Here is an 18,013-nt window from a genome sequence, read left to right on the forward strand (position 1 = left end):
GCCGCCGGCAGGGCCTGCCTACACCCGCTCGAATATCGCAGCGATGCCCTGCCCGCCGCCGATGCACATGGTGACCAGGGCATAGCGCCCGCCGATGCGCTGCAGTTCGTACAGGGCCTTGACGGTGATGACCGCGCCCGTGGCGCCGATCGGGTGGCCCAGGCTGATGCCGCTGCCATTGCGGTTCACCTTGGCGGGGTCCAGGCCCAGTTCGCGCGACACCGCGCAGGCCTGGGCTGCGAAAGCCTCGTTGGCTTCGATCACGTCCATCTGGTCCACGCTGAGGCCCGCGCGCTTGAGCACGGCCTGGGTGGCAGGCACCGGGCCTATGCCCATGATCTCGGGATCGACCCCGGCATGCGCGTAGGCCACCAGACGCGCCATCGGCTTGACGCCGCGCCGGCTTGCCGCCTCGGCGCTCATCAGCACCACGGCCGCCGCGCCGTCGTTGAGCCCCGACGCATTGCCCGCCGTGACGGTGCCCGCATCCTTCTTGAACACCGGCTTGAGCTTGGCGAGGCCTTCCAGGGTCACGTCGTGGCGCACGTGCTCGTCGGTGTCGAACACGACGTCGCCCTTGCGCGTGGGGACGGTGATGGGCAGGATCTGCTCGCGGAAGCGCCCTTCCGCGATGGCCGCCGCAGCGCGCCGATGCGACTCCAGGGCCAGCGCATCCTGCTCGGCACGGCTGATGTTGAAGCGCTGCGCCACGTTCTCCGCCGTCACGCCCATGTGCATGCGGCCGAACGGATCCGACAGGGCGCCCACCATCATGTCGACCATGGCGGAATCGCCCATGCGCGCGCCCCAGCGCTGCGCCGGGGCGATATAGGGGGCGCGGCTCATGCTTTCGGCACCCGCGCCCACGGCGATCTCGACGTCGCCCAGCGCGATGGCCTGCGCCGCCGACACGATGGCCTGCAGGCCCGAGCCGCACAGGCGGTTGACGTTGAAGGCCGGCGTCTCGCGGCCGATGCCCGCCTGGATGGCTGCCACCCGCGACAGGTACATGTCTCGCGGCTCGGTGTTGATCACGTGGCCCATGACCACGTGCCCGACCTCGGCGCCGTCGACGGCGGCGCGCCCCAGCGCCTCGCGGATGACGGCCGCGCCGAGATCGGCGGGCGGGACGTCCTTCAGCCCGCCTCCGAAAGCGCCGACGGCAGTGCGTACGCCGGCGGCGACGATGACTTCATTCATGATGCTCCTCCTGGTCCGCATGGCGGTATCGATGTATCCATCATACCGGCTCGGGAATCCAGGCGCCGCTTCCGCCGGCAGGCCGCTAGCGGCCTGCCGCCTTCGCGCTGATGCCGCCGGCCACGCCCATGTCGGTGGTGGGCACGTCGTGCAGCACCACCCGCACGGCCTGGTCGGAGATGCCGATGCTGCGGCTCACCGCGGCATTGACGGCGGCCAGCAGCGCCGCCTTCTGCGCCTCCGTGCGTCCGTGCAGCAGGGCGATGTCGACGCGCGCCATGGGCGCGCCGACCTGTCCGGCCACGATCACGTCTTCCGGCCCCACTTCCTGCAGCACGGCGCGGACGCTGGCGACGGGCGCACCGATGCTGTCGACGATGGACTGGCTCAGCGCCTGCAGCAGGGCAGTCTTTTGGGCGGCGGTATGGCCTTGCATGATCTGGACATTGCATAGCGGCATGGATGGACTCCTGGAACGAAAAAGACGCTCCGCGGGCCTGCGAGCCCGCGGAGCGCCTTGCATCATACGCCCGACGGACGCTAGGGATTCGCTGCGGGCGGCTCCGCCGGCACGGCCGGCTCGCTCTCCGGCGCCGGCGGCGTCACCAGGTCCACCACTTTCTTGCGCGAGAGCATGCCGATGAATTCGTCGCCCTCGCCCGTCACGGCCACCGGCTGGTCGCTGTGCACCAGCTGCGCCAGCACCTGGTCCAGGCCGGCGGTGGCGGGCACCGAGGTGAGGTCCTCGACCAGCGGGGAGATGTCGCGCAGGCCCTGCTCGATGGCACGCGCTGCGGATTCGGCCGTGAGCACGCCGGCCAGGCGCTTGCCGTCGAGCACCGGCGCATATTCGTAGCTGAGCGCCTGCATGCGCTCGCGCGCATGGGCGGGGCGCGAGCGCATGGTCAGCGTGAGCCGGGGCGGGTTCACCGCGTGCGCCGCATTCAGCACCTTGGTGCGGTTGACGTCCTGCAGGAACGACTGCACATAATCGTTCGACGGATTCAGCAGGATGTCCTCGGGCGTGCCCTCCTGCACCAATTCGCCGTCCTTCAGGATGGCGATGCGGTTGCCCAGGCGCAGGGCCTCGTCCAGATCGTGCGTGATGAACACGATGGTCTTGTTCAGCCTGGCCTGCAGCTGCAGCAGGTGATCCTGCATCTCGCGGCGGATCAAGGGGTCCAGCGCCGAGAATGCCTCGTCCATCAGCAGGATCTCGGCGTCGGTGGCCAGCGCGCGAGCCAGCCCCACGCGCTGCTGCATGCCTCCCGAGAGCTGGTGCGGATGCTGGCGCTCGAATCCCGAAAGCCCCACCTGCTCCAGCCAGTGCATGGCGCGCCGTTCGCGTTCTGCCTTCGAAACGCCCTGGACAGCCAGCCCGTAGGCGGCGTTCTCCAGCACCGTGCGGTGCGGAAACAGGCCGAAGCGCTGGAACACCATGCTCATCTTCTTCTGGCGGAAGATCTCGAGTTCGCGCTTGTTCAGGCTGGTGACGTCGACCCCATCGACCAGGATATGCCCGGCGCTGGGTTCGATCAGCCGGTTGAAGTGGCGGATGAGCGTCGATTTGCCGGAGCCCGACAGCCCCATGATCACGTAGATGCTGCCTTCTTCGATCGACAGGCTGATGTCGCGCAACCCGAGCGTATGGCCGCTGCGCGCCAGCAGGTCTTCCTTGCTGATGCCCTCCTGGGCGGCCTGCAGCCACTTCCCGGGATGCGGACCGAAGATCTTGTAGATGTTCTGGACTTCGATCTTGCTCATCGCTGGCCTCCCTTGCGCATGCGTTGTCCGTACGACTGGGTGATGCGGTCGAACAGCACGGCCAGCACCACGATGCCCAGCCCGGCCAGCAGCCCGCGGCCCACTTCCAGGCGGTTGATGCCGAGCAGCACCTCATAGCCCAGGCCGCGCGCGCCGATCATGGAGGCGATCACCACCATCGACAGGGCCATCATCGTAGTCTGGTTGATCCCCGCCATGATGTTGGGCAGGGCCAGCGGCAGCTGGACGCCGAAGAGCTGCTGTCGCGGGTTGGCGCCGAAGGCGCGCGCGGCTTCCAGCACCTCGCGGTCGACGAGCCGGATGCCGAGGTCCGTGAGGCGGATCAGCGGCGGCACGGCGTAGATCACGGTGGCGATGATGGCGGGGATCTTGCCCAGGCCGAACAGCATCACCACGGGTATCAGGTAGACGAAGCTGGGCATGGTCTGCATGATGTCCAGCACGGGCAGCATGGCCGAGCGCAGCCAGTTGACGCGCGCCATCAGCACGCCCAGCGGTATGCCGATCACCACCGACAGCGTCGCGGCCATGATCATCAGCGCCAGCGTCTGCATGCCGGCGTCCCATAGGCCGAGCACGCCGATCACGCACAGCAGCGCGCCCATGGCCACGCTCAGGACGATGCGGCGGCTCACTGCCCAGGCGATGAGCACCGTCGCCAGCACCACCGCCCACCAGGGGGAATTGCGCAGCACCTGCTCTATCCATACCAGGACATGCAGGAACGGCCGCGACATCGCCTCGAGGCTGTCGCCATAACGAGTGACGAGATGATCGACGAATGTATCGATCGCACCGCGCACGTCGCGCGCGGGAATGACTTCCGGAAACATGGGGAACTCTCCAAATGCGGCCGGAGCGCCGGCCGGCAGGCCGGGCCCGGACCCGGCAGATACGGCAGGCGCCGCCATCCGGGCGCCCGCGCGCGTATTCCAGGGTGGCGGGCGCGGCCATGCGGCGGCCGGCCGTCACCCCGATGCAGCCGGGTTACAGCGCAGCCTGCACGCGCTCGGCCACGTCGGCAGGCACCCAGGCCTTCCAGACATCGGGCTTGTTCTGCAGGAACCATTGGGCCACCGCGCGTGCGTCGTCGCCCGACTCTTCCATATGGGCCAGGGTCTGGTCCACCTCGGGCAAGGGGATCGAGACTTTGGACAGGAATTCAGTGAGCTTGGGCGCCTTCTGCGAGAACTCGGTGTTGACGGCGGTGAACACGGGGTTGTCGGGGTAGGCGCTGGGCTGCGGATCCTTGCACGAGGGCGAGGTCAGGCACTTGTGCTTCTCGGCATCGTACGGCGGCAGCTCGAGCTTCACCAGGTCCAGCGCGCCCACCAGCGGCGTGGGATACCAGTAGTAGAACACCACGTCCTGCTTGCGTTTGTAGGCGGACATCAGGGCCGCCTTCTGCGCCGCGCCCGTGCCGGGCGAATACAGGGTGTAGGTGTCTTCCAGCTTGAGGGCATGGAACAGGTTGTTGCTGGTGACCTCGCAGCCCCATCCAGCGGGGCAACCGTAGAAGCGGCCCTTGGACGGCTCTTCCGGGTCTTCGAATTCATTCTTGAACTTCGGCAGGTCGGCGGCCGATTTCAGCTCGGGAAGCCGCTCGGCGGTATAGCGCGGGATGAACCAGGCTTCGCCGCCCATGTAGACGTCGCCGATGCGCTTGACCTTGCCGCTCTTCTCCGCCTTGTCCCAGGGGGCGGCCACGCTGTTCAGCCAGATTTCCGAATTGACGTCCAGGTCGCCGCGCTCGAGCGCGGCCAGAGCCGGCAGGGTTTCGGTGGGCAGGACCTCGGTATCGCAGCCGTAGCCCTTTTCGACGATGAAGCGCTCGAGCTCCACGACCACCAGGTTGGACTCCCAGTTCATGCCGCCGAAATTGACGGGTCGTTCGATCTCGCACTGGGGCGCGTCGGCCGCCTGGGCGGCTCCGCCGAATGCGAACAGGACCGCAGCAGCGGCGAGGGTCTTGACGGGGAAATGACTCATTGGCTTTTGCCTCCATAGGTTCAAGGACACAAAACCGGCGGAATTGCCGGCTCATGCCGTGGCGCTAAGGGGGTTGTGCGGAAGACGGGCAGAACCGCCAATACAAACCGACACCAGCAGCAGGGCGCACTCCCGGAGGGACGCGCCTGCAAGACAGCGTGGAGGGCCATGGGGCCGTTTACTCCAACGCAGGAAATTGAATGAAACTGAATGAAGAAGACAGCATGTTAGCCGAATTTGATGCGAAAGCCAAATCTGGCCGATACATCCTGGCACATTTGGACCCTGTGGCGGAGGATCTGCACCGGACGCCAGAGGGCGCTGGCCGGGTTTCGTCGCCACATTTTGCAACATTCCACGCCGCGCCGGCGTTGCAATTTGTTGAGGTCTGGCACAGTCCCGCCGGCGCAAGCCGGTGGGACTGGCGTTCACGCCGCCTTGGATGCGGAGAGCACGGGCTTGGGCTCGTACATGTAGTCGCGCCGCCACGGATAGGCCAGGTCGGCCGGCAGGTCGAGTTCGTCGGAACGGCCGGTGGCCAGCGTGGTGACCAGCACCTGGTGCAGCGAGATCCACCCATGCTCGAACCCCATGGCGCAGCCCGCCAGGTAGAGGCGATAGGCGCGCAGCGAACGGGCGCCCTGCTCTCCCGTCAGGATGCGCGACGCCTCGTCCAGCCGCGCCTCGAGCGCGTCGCTCCAGGCCCATAGCGTACGGGCGTAGTGCGGCCGCAGGTTCTCCACGTCGACCGTCTCCAGGCCGCCGTTGGTGACCGCCTCGAGCACGCTGCTCACGTGCGTGAGCTCCCCGCCGGGAAAGATGTACTTCTCGATGAACTCGCCCATGCCGCTGCCCAGCTCGGCGTTGTAGACGCCGCCCGCGGTGATGCCATGGTTCATGATCAGGCCGCCCGGCTTGACCAGGCGGCGCAGCTTCGCGAAATAGTCGGGCAACTGGGCCCGCCCCACGTGCTCGAACATCCCGACCGAGGCGATCTTGTCATAGGGACGGCTCTCGTCGAGCTTGCGATAGTCGAGCAGTACCATCCGGACCCGGCCCGAGAGCCCCTTTTCCTCGATCAGGCGGTTCACGTGCGCATGCTGGTTGCGCGAGAGCGTGATGCCCGTGGCATCGACGCCGTAGTTCTCGGCGGCCCACAGCAGCAGGCCGCCCCAGCCCGCGCCCACGTCCAGGAAGCGCTCGCCGGGCTGCAGCCGCAGCTTGCGGCAGATGTGATCGAGCTTGGCTTCCTGGGCCTGGGCCAGGGTTGCGTCGGGCGTGCGGAAGTAGGCGCACGAATAGACCCGCCGCGGGTCCAGCCACAGTGCGTAGAAGTCGTCGGACAGATCGTAGTGGAACTCGATCTGCCGCGCGTCGCGCTCCACCGAATGGCGCCAGACCGACGTGAGCCGGCGTATGAGCTCCGTCAGCCAGCCGCCGCGCGCCGCGTCCACCGGCGACCCCGGCAGCAGGGCGGCGGCCGCGGCCATCACATCCCGCATGGAGCCCTGGATGTCGACGCGGCCCTCGACGTAGTCCTGGCCCAGCACTCCCACCGCGCCCTTGGCCAGATGGGTGAGCGCGACGTTGTCGCGCGCCACGAACGTGACCCGCGCGTCGGCAGGTCCGATCGTGGTCCCATCCGGCAAGGTGAGCCGTACCGGAACGGACAGGTTGTCCAGCTTGCGTTGCACTACAGACAGCAAAGGATTCACGAGGTCCTCTCCCCTGAATGTATGTTCGGACCAAGGGGACTTTATCGGAAAACGGCTTACATTTGCACGTAAGCGTGTGCGTGATACATTTCGAGGCTTGACGCTGCGCCTGCAAAGGGCCGCGTCTACTTCCTCACTCCCGCCTCCATGCCCCGCGAATCCCTGTCCCGCAGCCTGCCCGGCTGGCTCGTCCTCATGGGCGCGCTGACCGCCATCGGTCCTTTTTCCATCGACATGTACCTCCCGGCGTTCCCCACGATCGCGTCCAGCCTGGACGTGACGCGAGGAGAAGTCGAGCGCACCCTGGCCGCCTACTTGATCGGCATGGCCATGGCGCAGATCGTCTACGGCCCGCTGGCCGACCGCTACGGCCGCAAGCTGCCGATGATGGCTGGCCTGACGCTCTACGCGATCGCTTCGCTGGGCTGCGCGCTGGCAGGCAGCGTCGAAACCCTCACGCTCTGCCGGGTGCTGCAGGCGCTGGGCGGCGCAGCGGGCGTGGTGATTCCGCGGGCCGTGATCCGCGACCACTACGAAACCCAGGATGCCGCGCGGGCGCTGTCGCTGCTCATGCTGATCATGGGCGTGGCGCCCATCCTGGCGCCGCTCATCGGCGGCCAGCTGCTCGAATTCGTGGGCTGGCGCAGCCTGTTCTGGCTGATGGTGCTGCTCGGCCTGGGCCTGCTGGCCGCGGTGGCCCTCATCATGCGCGAATCGCTGGCGCCAGAACGCATGGTGCCGCTCAGCTGGCGCACCATTTTCCAGAACTATCGCGGCCTGCTCGGCCATCGCGGCTTCATGGCGCACAGCCTGGCAGGCGGGCTGGGCCAGGCCGGCATGTTCTCGTACATCATCGGCTCGCCGCGGCTCTTCATCGAGCTGTATGGCGTCACCCCGCAGCACTACGGCGTGTTGTTCGGGGCCAACGCCGCGGCGCTCATCATCGGCTCGCAGGTCAGCGCCCGCCTGCTGCGCAAGCATCAGCCTCAGTTCCTGCAGCGCCGTGCGCTCACCGCCCTGGCCATCGCCAGCCTGGCCGGCATCGCGCTCACCCTGGCCGGCCTGATGGCGCTCCCCGTGCTCATGGTGTGCCTGATGGGCTACATGTTCAGCCAGGGCTTCGTCAATCCGAACTCCGCTGCGCTCGCCCTGTCGGAGCAGGGCAAGCGGCTGGGCGCGGCCTCGGCCATGCTCGGCACCCTGCAGCTGTCCTGCGGCGCGCTGGCCGGCCTGGCCGTGAGCGTCTGGCAAACCGAGAGCCCCCTGCCCCTGACCACGGTGCTGGCCTGCTGCGCCTGCCTGTCGTGGCTGTGCGGATGGATTGCGCGGCGCCCGACCTTGACCTCCCCACCGGCTTCGTACTAGAATAGCCGACTAAACACGAATTTCCCGTGCGCAGCCACTATGCTTTGTGGCCGCAGCACTCGACGAATTCCTACCCAATCAGTCCAATTAACCCGTTTGGGCAAGGAACGCAGTCGGCGGGTATAAGCACTGGGCAGTAAGGCCCTGCACCACGCAGCCCTTACTGCCCTCATCCAAGAAACTGGGTGGCTGGGCCGGGCCTTATCACAAGAACCCGAATCCGGCGGCTGGCCTGCCCTGTGTGACCTTTGCCCGGCAAGCAAACCCTAGAGGTGAACCATGGCACGCGTCTGCCAAGTAACCGGCAAAGGCCCGATGGTGGGCAACAACGTTTCGCACGCCAACAACAAGACCAAGCGTCGCTTCCTGCCCAACCTGCAATCGCGCCGGTTCTGGGTGGAAAGCGAGAACCGCTGGGTGCGCCTGCGTGTTTCGGCCAAGGCCATCCGCACGATCGACAAGAACGGCATCGACGCCGTGCTGGCCGATCTGCGCGCCCGCGGCGAAGCGGTCTGAGCCGGCTCTCCGTCCGCACCGCTTAGCCCCGCTTACACACATACCAGGAGCACGACATGGCCAAAGGCATCCGTGAAAAGATCAAGCTCGAGTCGACCGCCGGCACGGGCCACTTCTACACCACCACCAAGAACAAGCGCAACACCCCCGAGAAAATGCTGATCAAGAAGTACGATCCGGTGGCGCGCAAGCACGTCGACTACAAGGAAACCAAGCTGAAGTGATTCAGCGGTTCCGGTGTCGCATGAAGGCCCTGCCATTGCAGGGCCTTTTTGTTGCCTCCGACTGTTGCCTGATTGTTTGCTCGATTGTTGCCTGATCCCGCCCCAGGATCGGCCGCCACGGCGCCTGCCCCGACCATGTCCACACACCCCGCCTCATTGCCGCGCCGCCGCCTGCTGCGCGGCACCGGCGCCTTCGCCCTGCTCTCCATGTCCTGCATGGCGCCAGCCCGGCAGGCCGCGCCGCCGCTGCGCCTGGGCGAGATCAACAGCTACGGCACCCATCCTGCAGTGCTCGCCGGCTACCGCAAGGGCTGGCAGCTTGCGATGGACCAGATCAACGCCCGTGGCGGCGTGCGCGGCCGGCCGCTGCAGGTGGTTTCGCGCGACGACGGCGGCACGCCGGCAGGAGCCTGGAATGCCGCCCTGCAGTTGTTGGCCGGCGGGCGCATCGACATCCTGTTCGGCGGCCTGCATTCCGCCAACGGCCTTGCGCTGGCCGACGTGGCCGCGCAGAACCGGGCCTTCTATCTCGCCACCCGCCCGCCGGCCGACGCGCTGGTCTGGAGCCAGGGCAATCGCTACACCTGGCGCCTGGGCCCTTCGAGCCGCATGCACGCGGCCGCCCTGGCCCCGCGCGCCCTGGGCCTGCGCCGCCGCCGCTGGGCCCTCGTCTATTCCGACGACATCTACGGCCGTGGAATCGCCGCCACCTTCCGGGCCATGATGCAGGCGTTCCAGCCGCGCATCGCCTTCGTCGCCGAGCTTCCCGTGGCACCGGGGCGCGTGGACGCCGCCGCGATGGCCCGGCGCCTGGCCCAGGCGCAGCCCGACGCCGTCTTCAACACACTGCTCGGCACGGACCTGGCCGCATTGCTGCAAGCCTCGCGCCAGCATGGCCTGTTCGAAGGCCGCGCAGTGGTCGCGCCGCTGGCCGGGGATCCGGAGCAGCTCGCGGCCCTGGGCAAGGACGCGCCGCAGGGCTGGGTCGTCAGCGGCTATCCCGTGCAGGCCATCGACACCCCCGAACATCGCGCCTTTGCGCAAGCCTATCGCGAGCGCAACGGCGCCGCACCGCAGGCCGGCTCGCTGTTGGGATACACCGCGATGCAGGCGCTGGCGGCCGGCCTCGAAAAAGCCGACGACATGCGCGCCGAGGCATTGGTGGAGGCGTTCGCCAATCTCGAGCTGCCGTCGCCCTGCGGACCCATACGGTTCCGCGGGCTGGACCACCAGTCCACGCTGGGGGTGTACACCGGCATCACGGCGCTGCAGCAGGAACAGGTCGAGATGACGCAGGTGATCCATACCGACGGCGCACGCCTGCAGCCGCCCGACACGGAAGTCCGCCGGCTGCGGCCGGCCGATCCGCCGGCCACGACGTCGGCCACCCCATCTGCCACCACGGCGGGCTAGGAGCTGCTCACTGCGGCGGCGCTTCGCCGGCCTCCAGGTTGGCTGCGCCCGCCTGCCCCGCATGACCGTATGGCCCGCATTCGCGGAAGATGCGGGCCGTGCAGCGGGCACAGATGCCCGGATCCAGTCGCGCGTAGATGTCGCTGATGGCCGTGCTCTTGTCGGGAAACAGGTGGTCTTCCCCCAGGCGCTGCAGGAACCCCGTGCGACGCCACGTCTGCATCACCTCGGGCCGCGGACGGTGGAAGTACAGGTCTCCGCCTGCCAGCCGGCGCTTGCGCAGCTCGTCTTCCCAGACCTCCGCGCCCGCGTGGTCCACGAAATTCATGCTCTTGCTCATCACCAGCAGGTGCCTGGGCGCATCGGGCGCGGCGCGCAGCGCCTGCAGCCTGTCGGCCACGTGCGCCGCCGCACCGAAATACACCGATCCCTCCATGCGGAGCAGCTTCAGCTGCGGACATTCCGGCAATTCGTTGTCGCGCCCCTCCAGCACCACGAACGGGCGATTCGGCTCGCGGCTGTCGAAGCCCATGGTCCGCATGGCGGGCCGCGCCGTGCGCTGCAGATAGGCCAGCAACGACAACAGCGTGCCGAGCAGGATGGCGATCTCCATGCGGATCAGCACGGTCGCGGCCAGCGTGGCGCCGGCGATGGCGGCCTCGCGGCGATCCACCGCAAGCAGCTGGCGCCAGCGCGGCAGCTCCAGCAAGGTCCAGGCAACCATCAGCAGCAGCCCGGCGATGCCGGCCTGGGGGATGTGGGCCAGCAGCGGCGCCGTGGCCAGCACCAGCACAATCAGCAGCGCCGCCGAGAACACTGCCGCCAGCGGCGTACGCGCTCCGGCCTCGAAATTGGGCACAGAGCGGTTCAGCGAGCCGCATGAAAGATACGAGGAGAACAGCCCGCCCACGGCATTGGATAGGCCCTGGCCGATGAACTCGCGGTTGGCATCGATGGCCTGCCCGGCACGCGCGCCCACGGCCTTGGCGATGGAAATGGATTGCGCCAGCGCCACGATGGTCAGCGGCACAGCCAGCCCCACCAGGTCGGGCAGCAGGCGCCAGTCGATGGCGGGCACATGGAACGGCGGCCATGGCTGCGCCACCGGCCCCAGGACGGCCACGGAAATGCCCGGCACCAGCCGCGACAGCGCGGCGGCCAGCAGCGTGCCCGCGGCCAGGCCCACCAGCATATAGGGCTTGCGCCGATCCCAGCGGCGCACCACCAGGGCCGTCCCTATCGTGGCCAGGGCGATGACGACGGCGGGCCATTGCATCTGCCGCGCCTGCGCCGCCAGTCCGCCGAGCACGTCCATGGCTCCGTGCCCGGCGATGTCGAGGCCAAGAACATCCTTCAATGCATGCAGGGCAATCAGCACCGCGGCGCCGCTGGTAAAGCCGAACAGCGCGGCAGGAGAGATGAAGTTCGCCAGCGCGCCCAGCCGCAGCAGTCCCACTGCAAGCTGGAACAGCCCCACGAGCACCGTGATCGCGAGCGCCAGCTCCACATAGGTCGGAGTACCTGCCGCCGCAAGCGGAGCCAGCACCGCATAGAGCGCCAGCGAGTTGGCATTGGTGGGCCCGGACATGACGTGCCGGCTGGATCCGAACAGCGCGGCCAGCACACAGGGCACGATGGCCGAGTACAGCCCGTACTCGGGCGGCAATCCCGCCAGCGTCGCGAAGGCCACGCCCTGCGGCAGCACGAGCAGCGCACCCAGCAGTCCGGCCAGCGCATCGGCGCGCAGCGTGGCCGGCCCCACCTCGCGGACCCAGCTGCCGAACACCTGCGCCAGGCCCTCGCGCCAGGCGGCACCACGCCCATCCCGCTCCATCGTCTGCATTCCTTCTTTGCGACCGCGCGCACTCGCGTGCCGGCCATGCCGGCATTGCATTGTCAGGGCGCTAGCGTAAACGCAGGCAGCAACGGCTGCAAACCGCGCCAGAGCCCATGTGCCATGCGCTTCGCTGCGTGGAAAACAACACAATACGCCGCATTGCGCCGCAAGAATGCCCGCAGCGCCAGCCAGTTCCGCTATCATCGGGCGCGAGGCGCGATGCGCCCGTGCGGCAATGCGCCGTCTCGATCGTCAACATACGGATCCCGACCATGGCTACCAAAGCAAAAGCTCCTGCCAAGAAAGTCAGCAAGACTGCCGTCAAGGCGCCTGCCAAGAAGGCTCCCGCCAAGACGGCGGTGAAGAAAACGGCCGCCACCGTGCGCCCCATCAAGGAAGCGATGAACAAGTCCCAGCTCGTCGCCTACCTGACCGAAACCTCCGGTGTGGAAGCCAAGTCGGTCAAGGCCGTGCTGGCCGCCCTCGAAGGCTCGGTGCTCGGCTCGGTCGACAAGAAGGGCGCCGGCGAATTCACCCTGCCCGGCCTCTTCAAGGTCACGGTGCAGAAGGTGCCGGCCAAGGCCAAGCGCTTCGGCAAGGATCCGTTCACCGGCCAGGAACGCTGGTTCCCGGCCAAGCCGGCTTCGGTGAAGGTCAAGCTGCGCGCCCTCAAGAAGCTGAAAGACGCCGCGCAGTAAGCCGCGCTGCAGGCCCGGCCTGCACAGCACGACCCGCCGTTCACGGCGGGTTTTTTATTGCATGCCGGAACGGCGTGTCCGTGGCAAAATATCTCGATATCAAAATTCTTGATTTCGAAAATCCTTGCCGCCATGGCCGACCACGTCGATTTCGTCCTTTCTCAATGGGCCCGCCAGCATCCGGAGCTGGATGTCTCGCCCATGGCTGTCGTCAGCCGCCTGTTCCGCCTCGGCACGTTCGCCACGCGCGAAGTCGAGCTGGGCTTTCGCGAGCACGGCCTGAACCAGGGCGAGTTCGACGTGCTGGCCACGCTGTACCGGGCGGGTCCGCCGCATGCCCTCAGCCCGCAGCAGCTGGTGCACGCCCTGCTGCTGTCCTCGGGCGCCATGACGCACCGGCTCGACCAGCTGGAGGCAGCCGGGCTGTTGACCCGCCGCGGCAATCCGCAAGACCGCCGCAGCGTGCTGGTCTCGCTCACGCCGCAGGGCCGCCATACCGTGCGCCAGGCCCTGGAAGACTATCTGGCGCGGATCGGCGCGCTGCTGGACCCGCTTTCGCAAGCCGACCGCAGCCGGCTCGCGGGCCTGCTGCGCAAGCTCCTCGCCGCGCACGACTCGCCTTCCGCAGACAGCCCGCGCAAGGAGCAGGCATGAGCCCCGCCCAGTCCCGCCTGGCCACGCCCATGGTGCTGCTGATGGCTGCGGCCACCGGCCTGGCCGTGGCGGGCAATTACTACGCGCAGCCCCTGCTGCACCGCATCGGCGCCGAATTCGGGCTGTCCACGGCCAGCGCGGGCGCGATCGTCACCACGGCGCAGCTGAGCTATGCCGTGGGCCTCATCCTGCTGGTGCCGCTGGGCGACATGCTCGAGCGACGCGCCCTGATCGCCGGCATGATGGCGCTCAGCGCCCTGGGACTGCTGGTTTCGGCCAGCGCGTCCAGCGCGGCGATGCTGCTGGCGGGCACCGCCGCCAGCGGGCTGCTCTCGGTCGTCGCCCAGGTGCTGGTGCCCTATGCCGCCACCCTGGCTTCGCCCCAGGAGCGCGGCAAGGTGGTCGGAACCGTCATGAGCGGCCTGCTGCTCGGCATCCTGCTGGCGCGCACCGCGGCCGGCGCCCTCGCCGACCTGGGCAGCTGGCGCACGGTCTACTGGATCTCGGCGCTTCTCATGCTGGCCACCGCCGCACTGTTGTGGCGGGTCCTGCCGCGCTACCGGCAACCGGCAGGGCTGAGCTACCCGCGCCTGATCGCCTCCATCTTCGCCCTGTATGCGCGGGAGCCGCTGTTCCGTGCCCGGTCGCTGCTGGGTGCGCTGCTGTTCGCCTCGTTCAGCATGCTCTGGACACCCCTGACCTTCCTGCTCTCCGGACCGGACTACGGCTATTCCACCACCGCCATCGGCATGTTCGGCCTGGCAGGCGCCGTCGGCGCCTACGCCGCGAACCGCTTCGGCCGCCTCAACGACCGGGGCCTGGGGAACCGCGCCACGCTGATAGGCCTGGTGCTGCTGGCGGGATCCTGGGCGCTGGTGGGGCCGGGCGGCGGAGGCGGTCACTGGGTGTGGGCGCTGCTGGCGGGCATCCTGGTGCAGGACCTGGCGATACAGGGCGTGCACGTCACCAACCAGAGCGCCATCTACCGGCTGCGCCCCGAGTGGCGCAGCCGGCTCACCGCAGGCTACATGACCGCCTACTTCGTGGGCGGGGCCAGCGGGTCGCTGGCCTCGGCCTGGATCTACACCCATGCAGGCTGGGCCGGCGTCAGCGCCACCGGCGCGCTGCTCGGCCTGGCCGCGCTGGCCTACGCCCGGCTTGCGCCCGGCGCCCGCATCCCACCCATACCGCCGGCCGGCTGACCTGGCCGGCCGCCTTCTATAATCCATGGTTTTGGCCGCGCGCCCGGCGCCACGGCCCTCCCATTTGCCAACACGAGCCCATGCAGGAACGCTACCATCCCTCCCAGGTCGAAGCCGCCGCCCAGCAGGACTGGCAGGCCCGCGACGCCTACCTCGTCCACGAGCACGCCACGAACCCCGACGGCTCCGAGAAGCCCAAGTTCTACGCCTGCTCGATGCTGCCCTACCCCAGCGGCAAGCTGCACATGGGCCATGTGCGCAACTACACCATCAACGACATGATGACCCGGCAGCTGCGCATGCGCGGCTACAACGTGCTCATGCCCATGGGCTGGGACGCCTTCGGCATGCCGGCCGAGAACGCCGCCATCAAGTCCAAGGTGCCGCCGGCCAAATGGACCTACGACAACATCGCCTACATGAAGAAGCAGATGAAGGCGATGGGGCTGGCGATCGACTGGTCGCGCGAGATGTGCGCCTGCGATCCGGCCTATTACAAATGGAACCAGTGGCTGTTCCTGAAGATGCTGGAAAAAGGCATCGCGTATCGCAAGACGCAGGTCGTCAACTGGGATCCGGTCGACCAGACCGTGCTGGCCAACGAGCAGGTGATAGACGGCCGCGGCTGGCGCTCCGGCGCGCTGGTCGAGAAGCGCGAGATCCCCGGCTACTACCTGCGGATCAGCGACTACGCGCCGGAGCTGCTGGAGCAGGTCCAGAACGGTCTGCCCGGCTGGCCGGAGCGCGTGCGCGTCATGCAGGAGAACTGGATCGGCAAGTCCGAAGGCGTGCGCTTCGCCTTCCCGCACCAGATCGCCGGCGCCGACGGCAAGCTCATCCAGGACGGCCGCCTGTACGTCTTCACCACGCGGGCCGACACCATCATGGGCGTGACGTTCTGCGCGGTGGCGCCCGAGCATCCGCTCGCCGCGCATGCCGCCCAGGGCAATCCCGCGCTGGCCGCCTTCATCGAGCAGTGCAAGCTGGGCGGCACCACCGAAGCCGAGCTGGCCACGCGCGAGAAGGAAGGCATGCCCACCGGCCTCTACGTCACGCACCCGCTGTCCGGCGAACAGGTCGAAGTGTGGGTGGGCAACTACGTGCTCATGAGCTACGGCGACGGCGCCGTGATGGGCGTGCCGGCCCACGACGAGCGTGATTTCGCCTTCGCGCGCAAGTACGGCCTGCCCATCAGGCAGGTGGTGGCGGTGGAAGGCAGGGAATACACCACCGACGCATGGCAGGAATGGTATGGCGACAAGCAGGCCGGCCGCACCGTCAATTCCGGCAAATACGACGGGCTCCCGTACAAGGACGCCGTCGACGCCATCGCGGCAGATCTCGGCGCCAAGGGCCTGGGCGAGAAGCAGACCACCTGGCGCCTGCGCGACTGGGGCATCTCGCGCCAGCGCTACTGGGGCACGCCCATCCCCATCATCCACTGCGCCGATTGCGGCCCGGTTCCCGTGCCCGAGCAGGACCTTCCCGTGGTGCTGCCCGAAGACCTGATCCCGGACGGCAGCGGCAACCCCCTGGCCAAGCACGAGGCCTTCCTGTCGTGCCAGTGCCCGCGCTGCGGCAAGCCCGCGCGCCGCGAGACGGACACCATGGACACCTTCGTGGATTCGGCCTGGTACTTCATGCGCTATACCTCGCCGGGCAACGACCAGGCCATGGTCGACGGGCGCAACGATTACTGGATGCCCATGGACCAGTACATCGGCGGCATCGAGCATGCGGTCCTGCACCTGCTGTACGCGCGGTTCTGGACCAAGGTCATGCGCGACCTGGGCCTGGTCAAATTCGACGAGCCCTTCGTCAGGCTGCTGTGCCAGGGCATGGTGCTCAACCATATCTATTCGCGCCGCACTGCCCAGGGCGGCCTGGAATATTTCTGGCCCGAAGAAGTCGAGAACGAATACGACGCCAAGGGCGCCATCGTGGGCGCCCGCCTGAAGGCCGACGGTTCGCCGGTGGACTACGGCGGCGTGGGCACCATGTCCAAATCCAAGAACAACGGTGTCGATCCGCAGTCGCTGATCGACACCCAGGGCGCCGACACGGCCCGGCTGTTCGTCATGTTCGCCAGCCCGCCGGAGCAGACGCTGGAGTGGTCCGACTCCGGCGTGGAGGGCGCCAACCGCTTCCTGCGCCGGCTCTGGGCCCTGTGCGCCGGCCGGCGCGAGGCCGTCGCACGCGGCCTGGCCGCCACCGCAGACTTCGCGCAGGCGCCGGCCCCCGTCAAGGACCTGCGCCGCGAGATCCACACCCTGCTCAAGCAGGCCGACTACGATTACCAGCGCATCCAGTACAACACCGTGGTGTCGGCGTGCATGAAAATGCTCAACGCCATCGACTCGGCCTCCCTGCCCGAGGGCCCGAGCGCCGACGCCGCCCTGGCCGAGACGCTGGGCGTGCTGCTGCGCGTGCTGTATCCCGTCGTGCCGCACATCACCTGGCAGCTGTGGCGCGACCTCGGCTACGCGGGTAAGCTTGGCGACCTGCTCGACGCGCCATGGCCCGAGGTCGACGAGGCCGCGCTGCAGGCCGACGAGCTCGAGCTGGTGCTGCAGGTCAACGGCAAGCTGCGCGGCGCCATCCGCGTTCCGGCCGGCGCAGCCAGGGAAGACATCGAGCGCGTCGCCGTGGCGCAGGACGAGGTGGCCCGCTTCCTCGAAGGCCGCCCGCCCAAGCGCGTCATCGTCGTGCCCGGCAAGCTGGTCAACGTCGTCGGTTGAGAGGTAAACGCATGCATCAAGCCAGGATCGTCCCGTCCCGCTTCCGACAACCGCTGGCACGCGGCGCGATCCTGGCGCTCGTCATGCTGCTGGCGGCATGCGGTTTCCAGATGCGCGGGGTGACGCCGCTGCCCTTCGACTCCATGTACGTCGGCATTCCCGACAACACGCGCTTCGGGGCCGACCTGCGGCGCGCGTTGCATGCCGCCTCGCCGAACACGCGCCTGGTGGACACCCCCGGCGAAGCCCAGGCCATCCTGCAGCAGATCGGCAACCAGCGCACCCTGCGCGACGTCGCCCTCAACGCCCAGGGCCGGGTCGAGGAATACGAACTGGGCCTGAACTTCACGTTCCGCCTCATCGACGCCAAGGGCAATGCCATCATCCCCGACACCACCCTGTCCACCTATCGCCAGATGCCCTACGACGATCAGGTCGTGCAGTCCAAGCAGACCCAGATCGAGACGCTCTACGAGTCGATGCAGGAGTCGCTCATCGCGCGCCTGCTGCGGCGCCTGACCGCCCCGGACGTGCGCGAGACCACCGATGCGCTGCGCCGAGGCGAGGTAGATCCGCAAGCCCCCGTATACGATCCCGGACAGAAGGATCCGGACGAGGACATCCCGGATACCTGGAAGTCGCCTTCGGTCAATCCCGGCATGAGCGGATACTGACGC

16 protein-coding genes are annotated in these 18,013 nt (G+C 68.0%); 9 read left to right on the forward strand and 7 right to left on the reverse strand.

Features of this window, described 5'->3' with window-relative positions; all coding sequences use genetic code 11:
• Positions 1–18: 18 nt before the first annotated feature.
• The 6 genes from ACYBYQ_RS13925 to ACYBYQ_RS13950 form a co-directional block, all read right to left on the reverse strand.
• Positions 19–1,200: an acetyl-CoA C-acyltransferase family protein gene (locus tag ACYBYQ_RS13925; protein WP_459614778.1), complete on the reverse strand. Its 1,182-nt coding sequence runs from the start codon at positions 1,198–1,200 to the stop codon at positions 19–21.
• Positions 1,201–1,285: 85 nt separating this feature from the next.
• On the reverse strand, positions 1,286–1,660 hold the full coding sequence (locus ACYBYQ_RS13930; protein WP_459614779.1) for a tautomerase family protein: 375 nt from the start codon (positions 1,658–1,660) through the stop codon (positions 1,286–1,288).
• A gap of 80 nt (positions 1,661–1,740) precedes the next feature.
• Positions 1,741–2,964 carry a quaternary amine ABC transporter ATP-binding protein gene (locus ACYBYQ_RS13935; RefSeq protein WP_459614780.1) on the reverse strand — a complete coding sequence of 408 codons (1,224 nt, stop codon included), beginning with the start codon at positions 2,962–2,964 and terminating at the stop codon, positions 1,741–1,743.
• Complete coding sequence (locus ACYBYQ_RS13940) at positions 2,961–3,818, reverse strand: ABC transporter permease (RefSeq protein ID WP_459614782.1); 858 nt, start codon at positions 3,816–3,818, stop codon at positions 2,961–2,963. The genes ACYBYQ_RS13935 and ACYBYQ_RS13940 overlap by 4 nt, the downstream gene beginning before the upstream one ends.
• 154 nt (positions 3,819–3,972) lie before the next feature.
• On the reverse strand, positions 3,973–4,974 hold the full coding sequence (locus ACYBYQ_RS13945; protein WP_459614783.1) for an ABC transporter substrate-binding protein: 1,002 nt from the start codon (positions 4,972–4,974) through the stop codon (positions 3,973–3,975).
• 428 nt (positions 4,975–5,402) lie between these two features.
• Complete coding sequence (locus ACYBYQ_RS13950) at positions 5,403–6,689, reverse strand: class I SAM-dependent methyltransferase (RefSeq protein ID WP_459614784.1); 1,287 nt, start codon at positions 6,687–6,689, stop codon at positions 5,403–5,405.
• Between the two features lie 147 nt (positions 6,690–6,836).
• Here ACYBYQ_RS13950 and ACYBYQ_RS13955 point away from each other — a divergent pair, with 147 nt between their 5' ends.
• From ACYBYQ_RS13955 to ACYBYQ_RS13970, 4 genes are all read left to right on the forward strand, one after another.
• Positions 6,837–8,054: a Bcr/CflA family multidrug efflux MFS transporter gene (locus tag ACYBYQ_RS13955; protein WP_459614785.1), complete on the forward strand. Its 1,218-nt coding sequence runs from the start codon at positions 6,837–6,839 to the stop codon at positions 8,052–8,054.
• Positions 8,055–8,333: 279 nt separating this feature from the next.
• Positions 8,334–8,570 (forward strand): 50S ribosomal protein L28, encoded by a 237-nt coding sequence (gene rpmB, locus ACYBYQ_RS13960; protein ID WP_094827437.1) that lies wholly within the window; start codon positions 8,334–8,336, stop codon positions 8,568–8,570.
• 56 nt (positions 8,571–8,626) lie between these two features.
• On the forward strand, positions 8,627–8,794 hold the full coding sequence (rpmG, locus tag ACYBYQ_RS13965; RefSeq protein ID WP_459614787.1) for a 50S ribosomal protein L33: 168 nt from the start codon (positions 8,627–8,629) through the stop codon (positions 8,792–8,794).
• A 135-nt stretch (positions 8,795–8,929) separates the two neighbouring features.
• Positions 8,930–10,207 (forward strand): ABC transporter substrate-binding protein, encoded by a 1,278-nt coding sequence (locus tag ACYBYQ_RS13970; protein WP_459614788.1) that lies wholly within the window; start codon positions 8,930–8,932, stop codon positions 10,205–10,207.
• A gap of 7 nt (positions 10,208–10,214) precedes the next feature.
• On the opposite strand, the gene ACYBYQ_RS13975 is transcribed toward ACYBYQ_RS13970, so the two are convergent.
• A complete protein-coding gene (locus ACYBYQ_RS13975; RefSeq protein WP_459618788.1) occupies positions 10,215–12,041 on the reverse strand; it encodes a SulP family inorganic anion transporter in 1,827 nt (608 codons plus the stop codon).
• 275 nt (positions 12,042–12,316) lie between these two features.
• On the opposite strand from ACYBYQ_RS13975, the gene ACYBYQ_RS13980 reads away from it, so the two are divergent.
• The 5 genes from ACYBYQ_RS13980 (at position 12,317) to ACYBYQ_RS14000 (ending at position 18,010) form a co-directional block, all read left to right on the forward strand.
• Positions 12,317–12,742, forward strand: a complete 426-nt coding sequence (locus tag ACYBYQ_RS13980) for an HU family DNA-binding protein (protein WP_459614789.1) — start codon at positions 12,317–12,319, stop codon at positions 12,740–12,742.
• 132 nt (positions 12,743–12,874) lie between these two features.
• Positions 12,875–13,396, forward strand: a complete 522-nt coding sequence (locus ACYBYQ_RS13985; protein WP_459618789.1) for a MarR family winged helix-turn-helix transcriptional regulator — start codon at positions 12,875–12,877, stop codon at positions 13,394–13,396.
• A complete protein-coding gene (locus ACYBYQ_RS13990; RefSeq protein WP_459614790.1) occupies positions 13,393–14,598 on the forward strand; it encodes an MFS transporter in 1,206 nt (401 codons plus the stop codon). The genes ACYBYQ_RS13985 and ACYBYQ_RS13990 overlap by 4 nt, the downstream gene beginning before the upstream one ends.
• 80 nt (positions 14,599–14,678) lie before the next feature.
• Positions 14,679–17,336 carry a leucine--tRNA ligase gene (gene leuS / locus ACYBYQ_RS13995; protein WP_459614791.1) on the forward strand — a complete coding sequence of 886 codons (2,658 nt, stop codon included), beginning with the start codon at positions 14,679–14,681 and terminating at the stop codon, positions 17,334–17,336.
• Positions 17,337–17,347: 11 nt separating this feature from the next.
• Complete coding sequence (locus tag ACYBYQ_RS14000; RefSeq protein WP_459614792.1) at positions 17,348–18,010, forward strand: LPS-assembly lipoprotein LptE; 663 nt, start codon at positions 17,348–17,350, stop codon at positions 18,008–18,010.
• The last annotated feature ends 3 nt before the right edge of the window (positions 18,011–18,013 follow it).

The organism is Bordetella sp. 2513F2, from assembly GCF_054642735.1.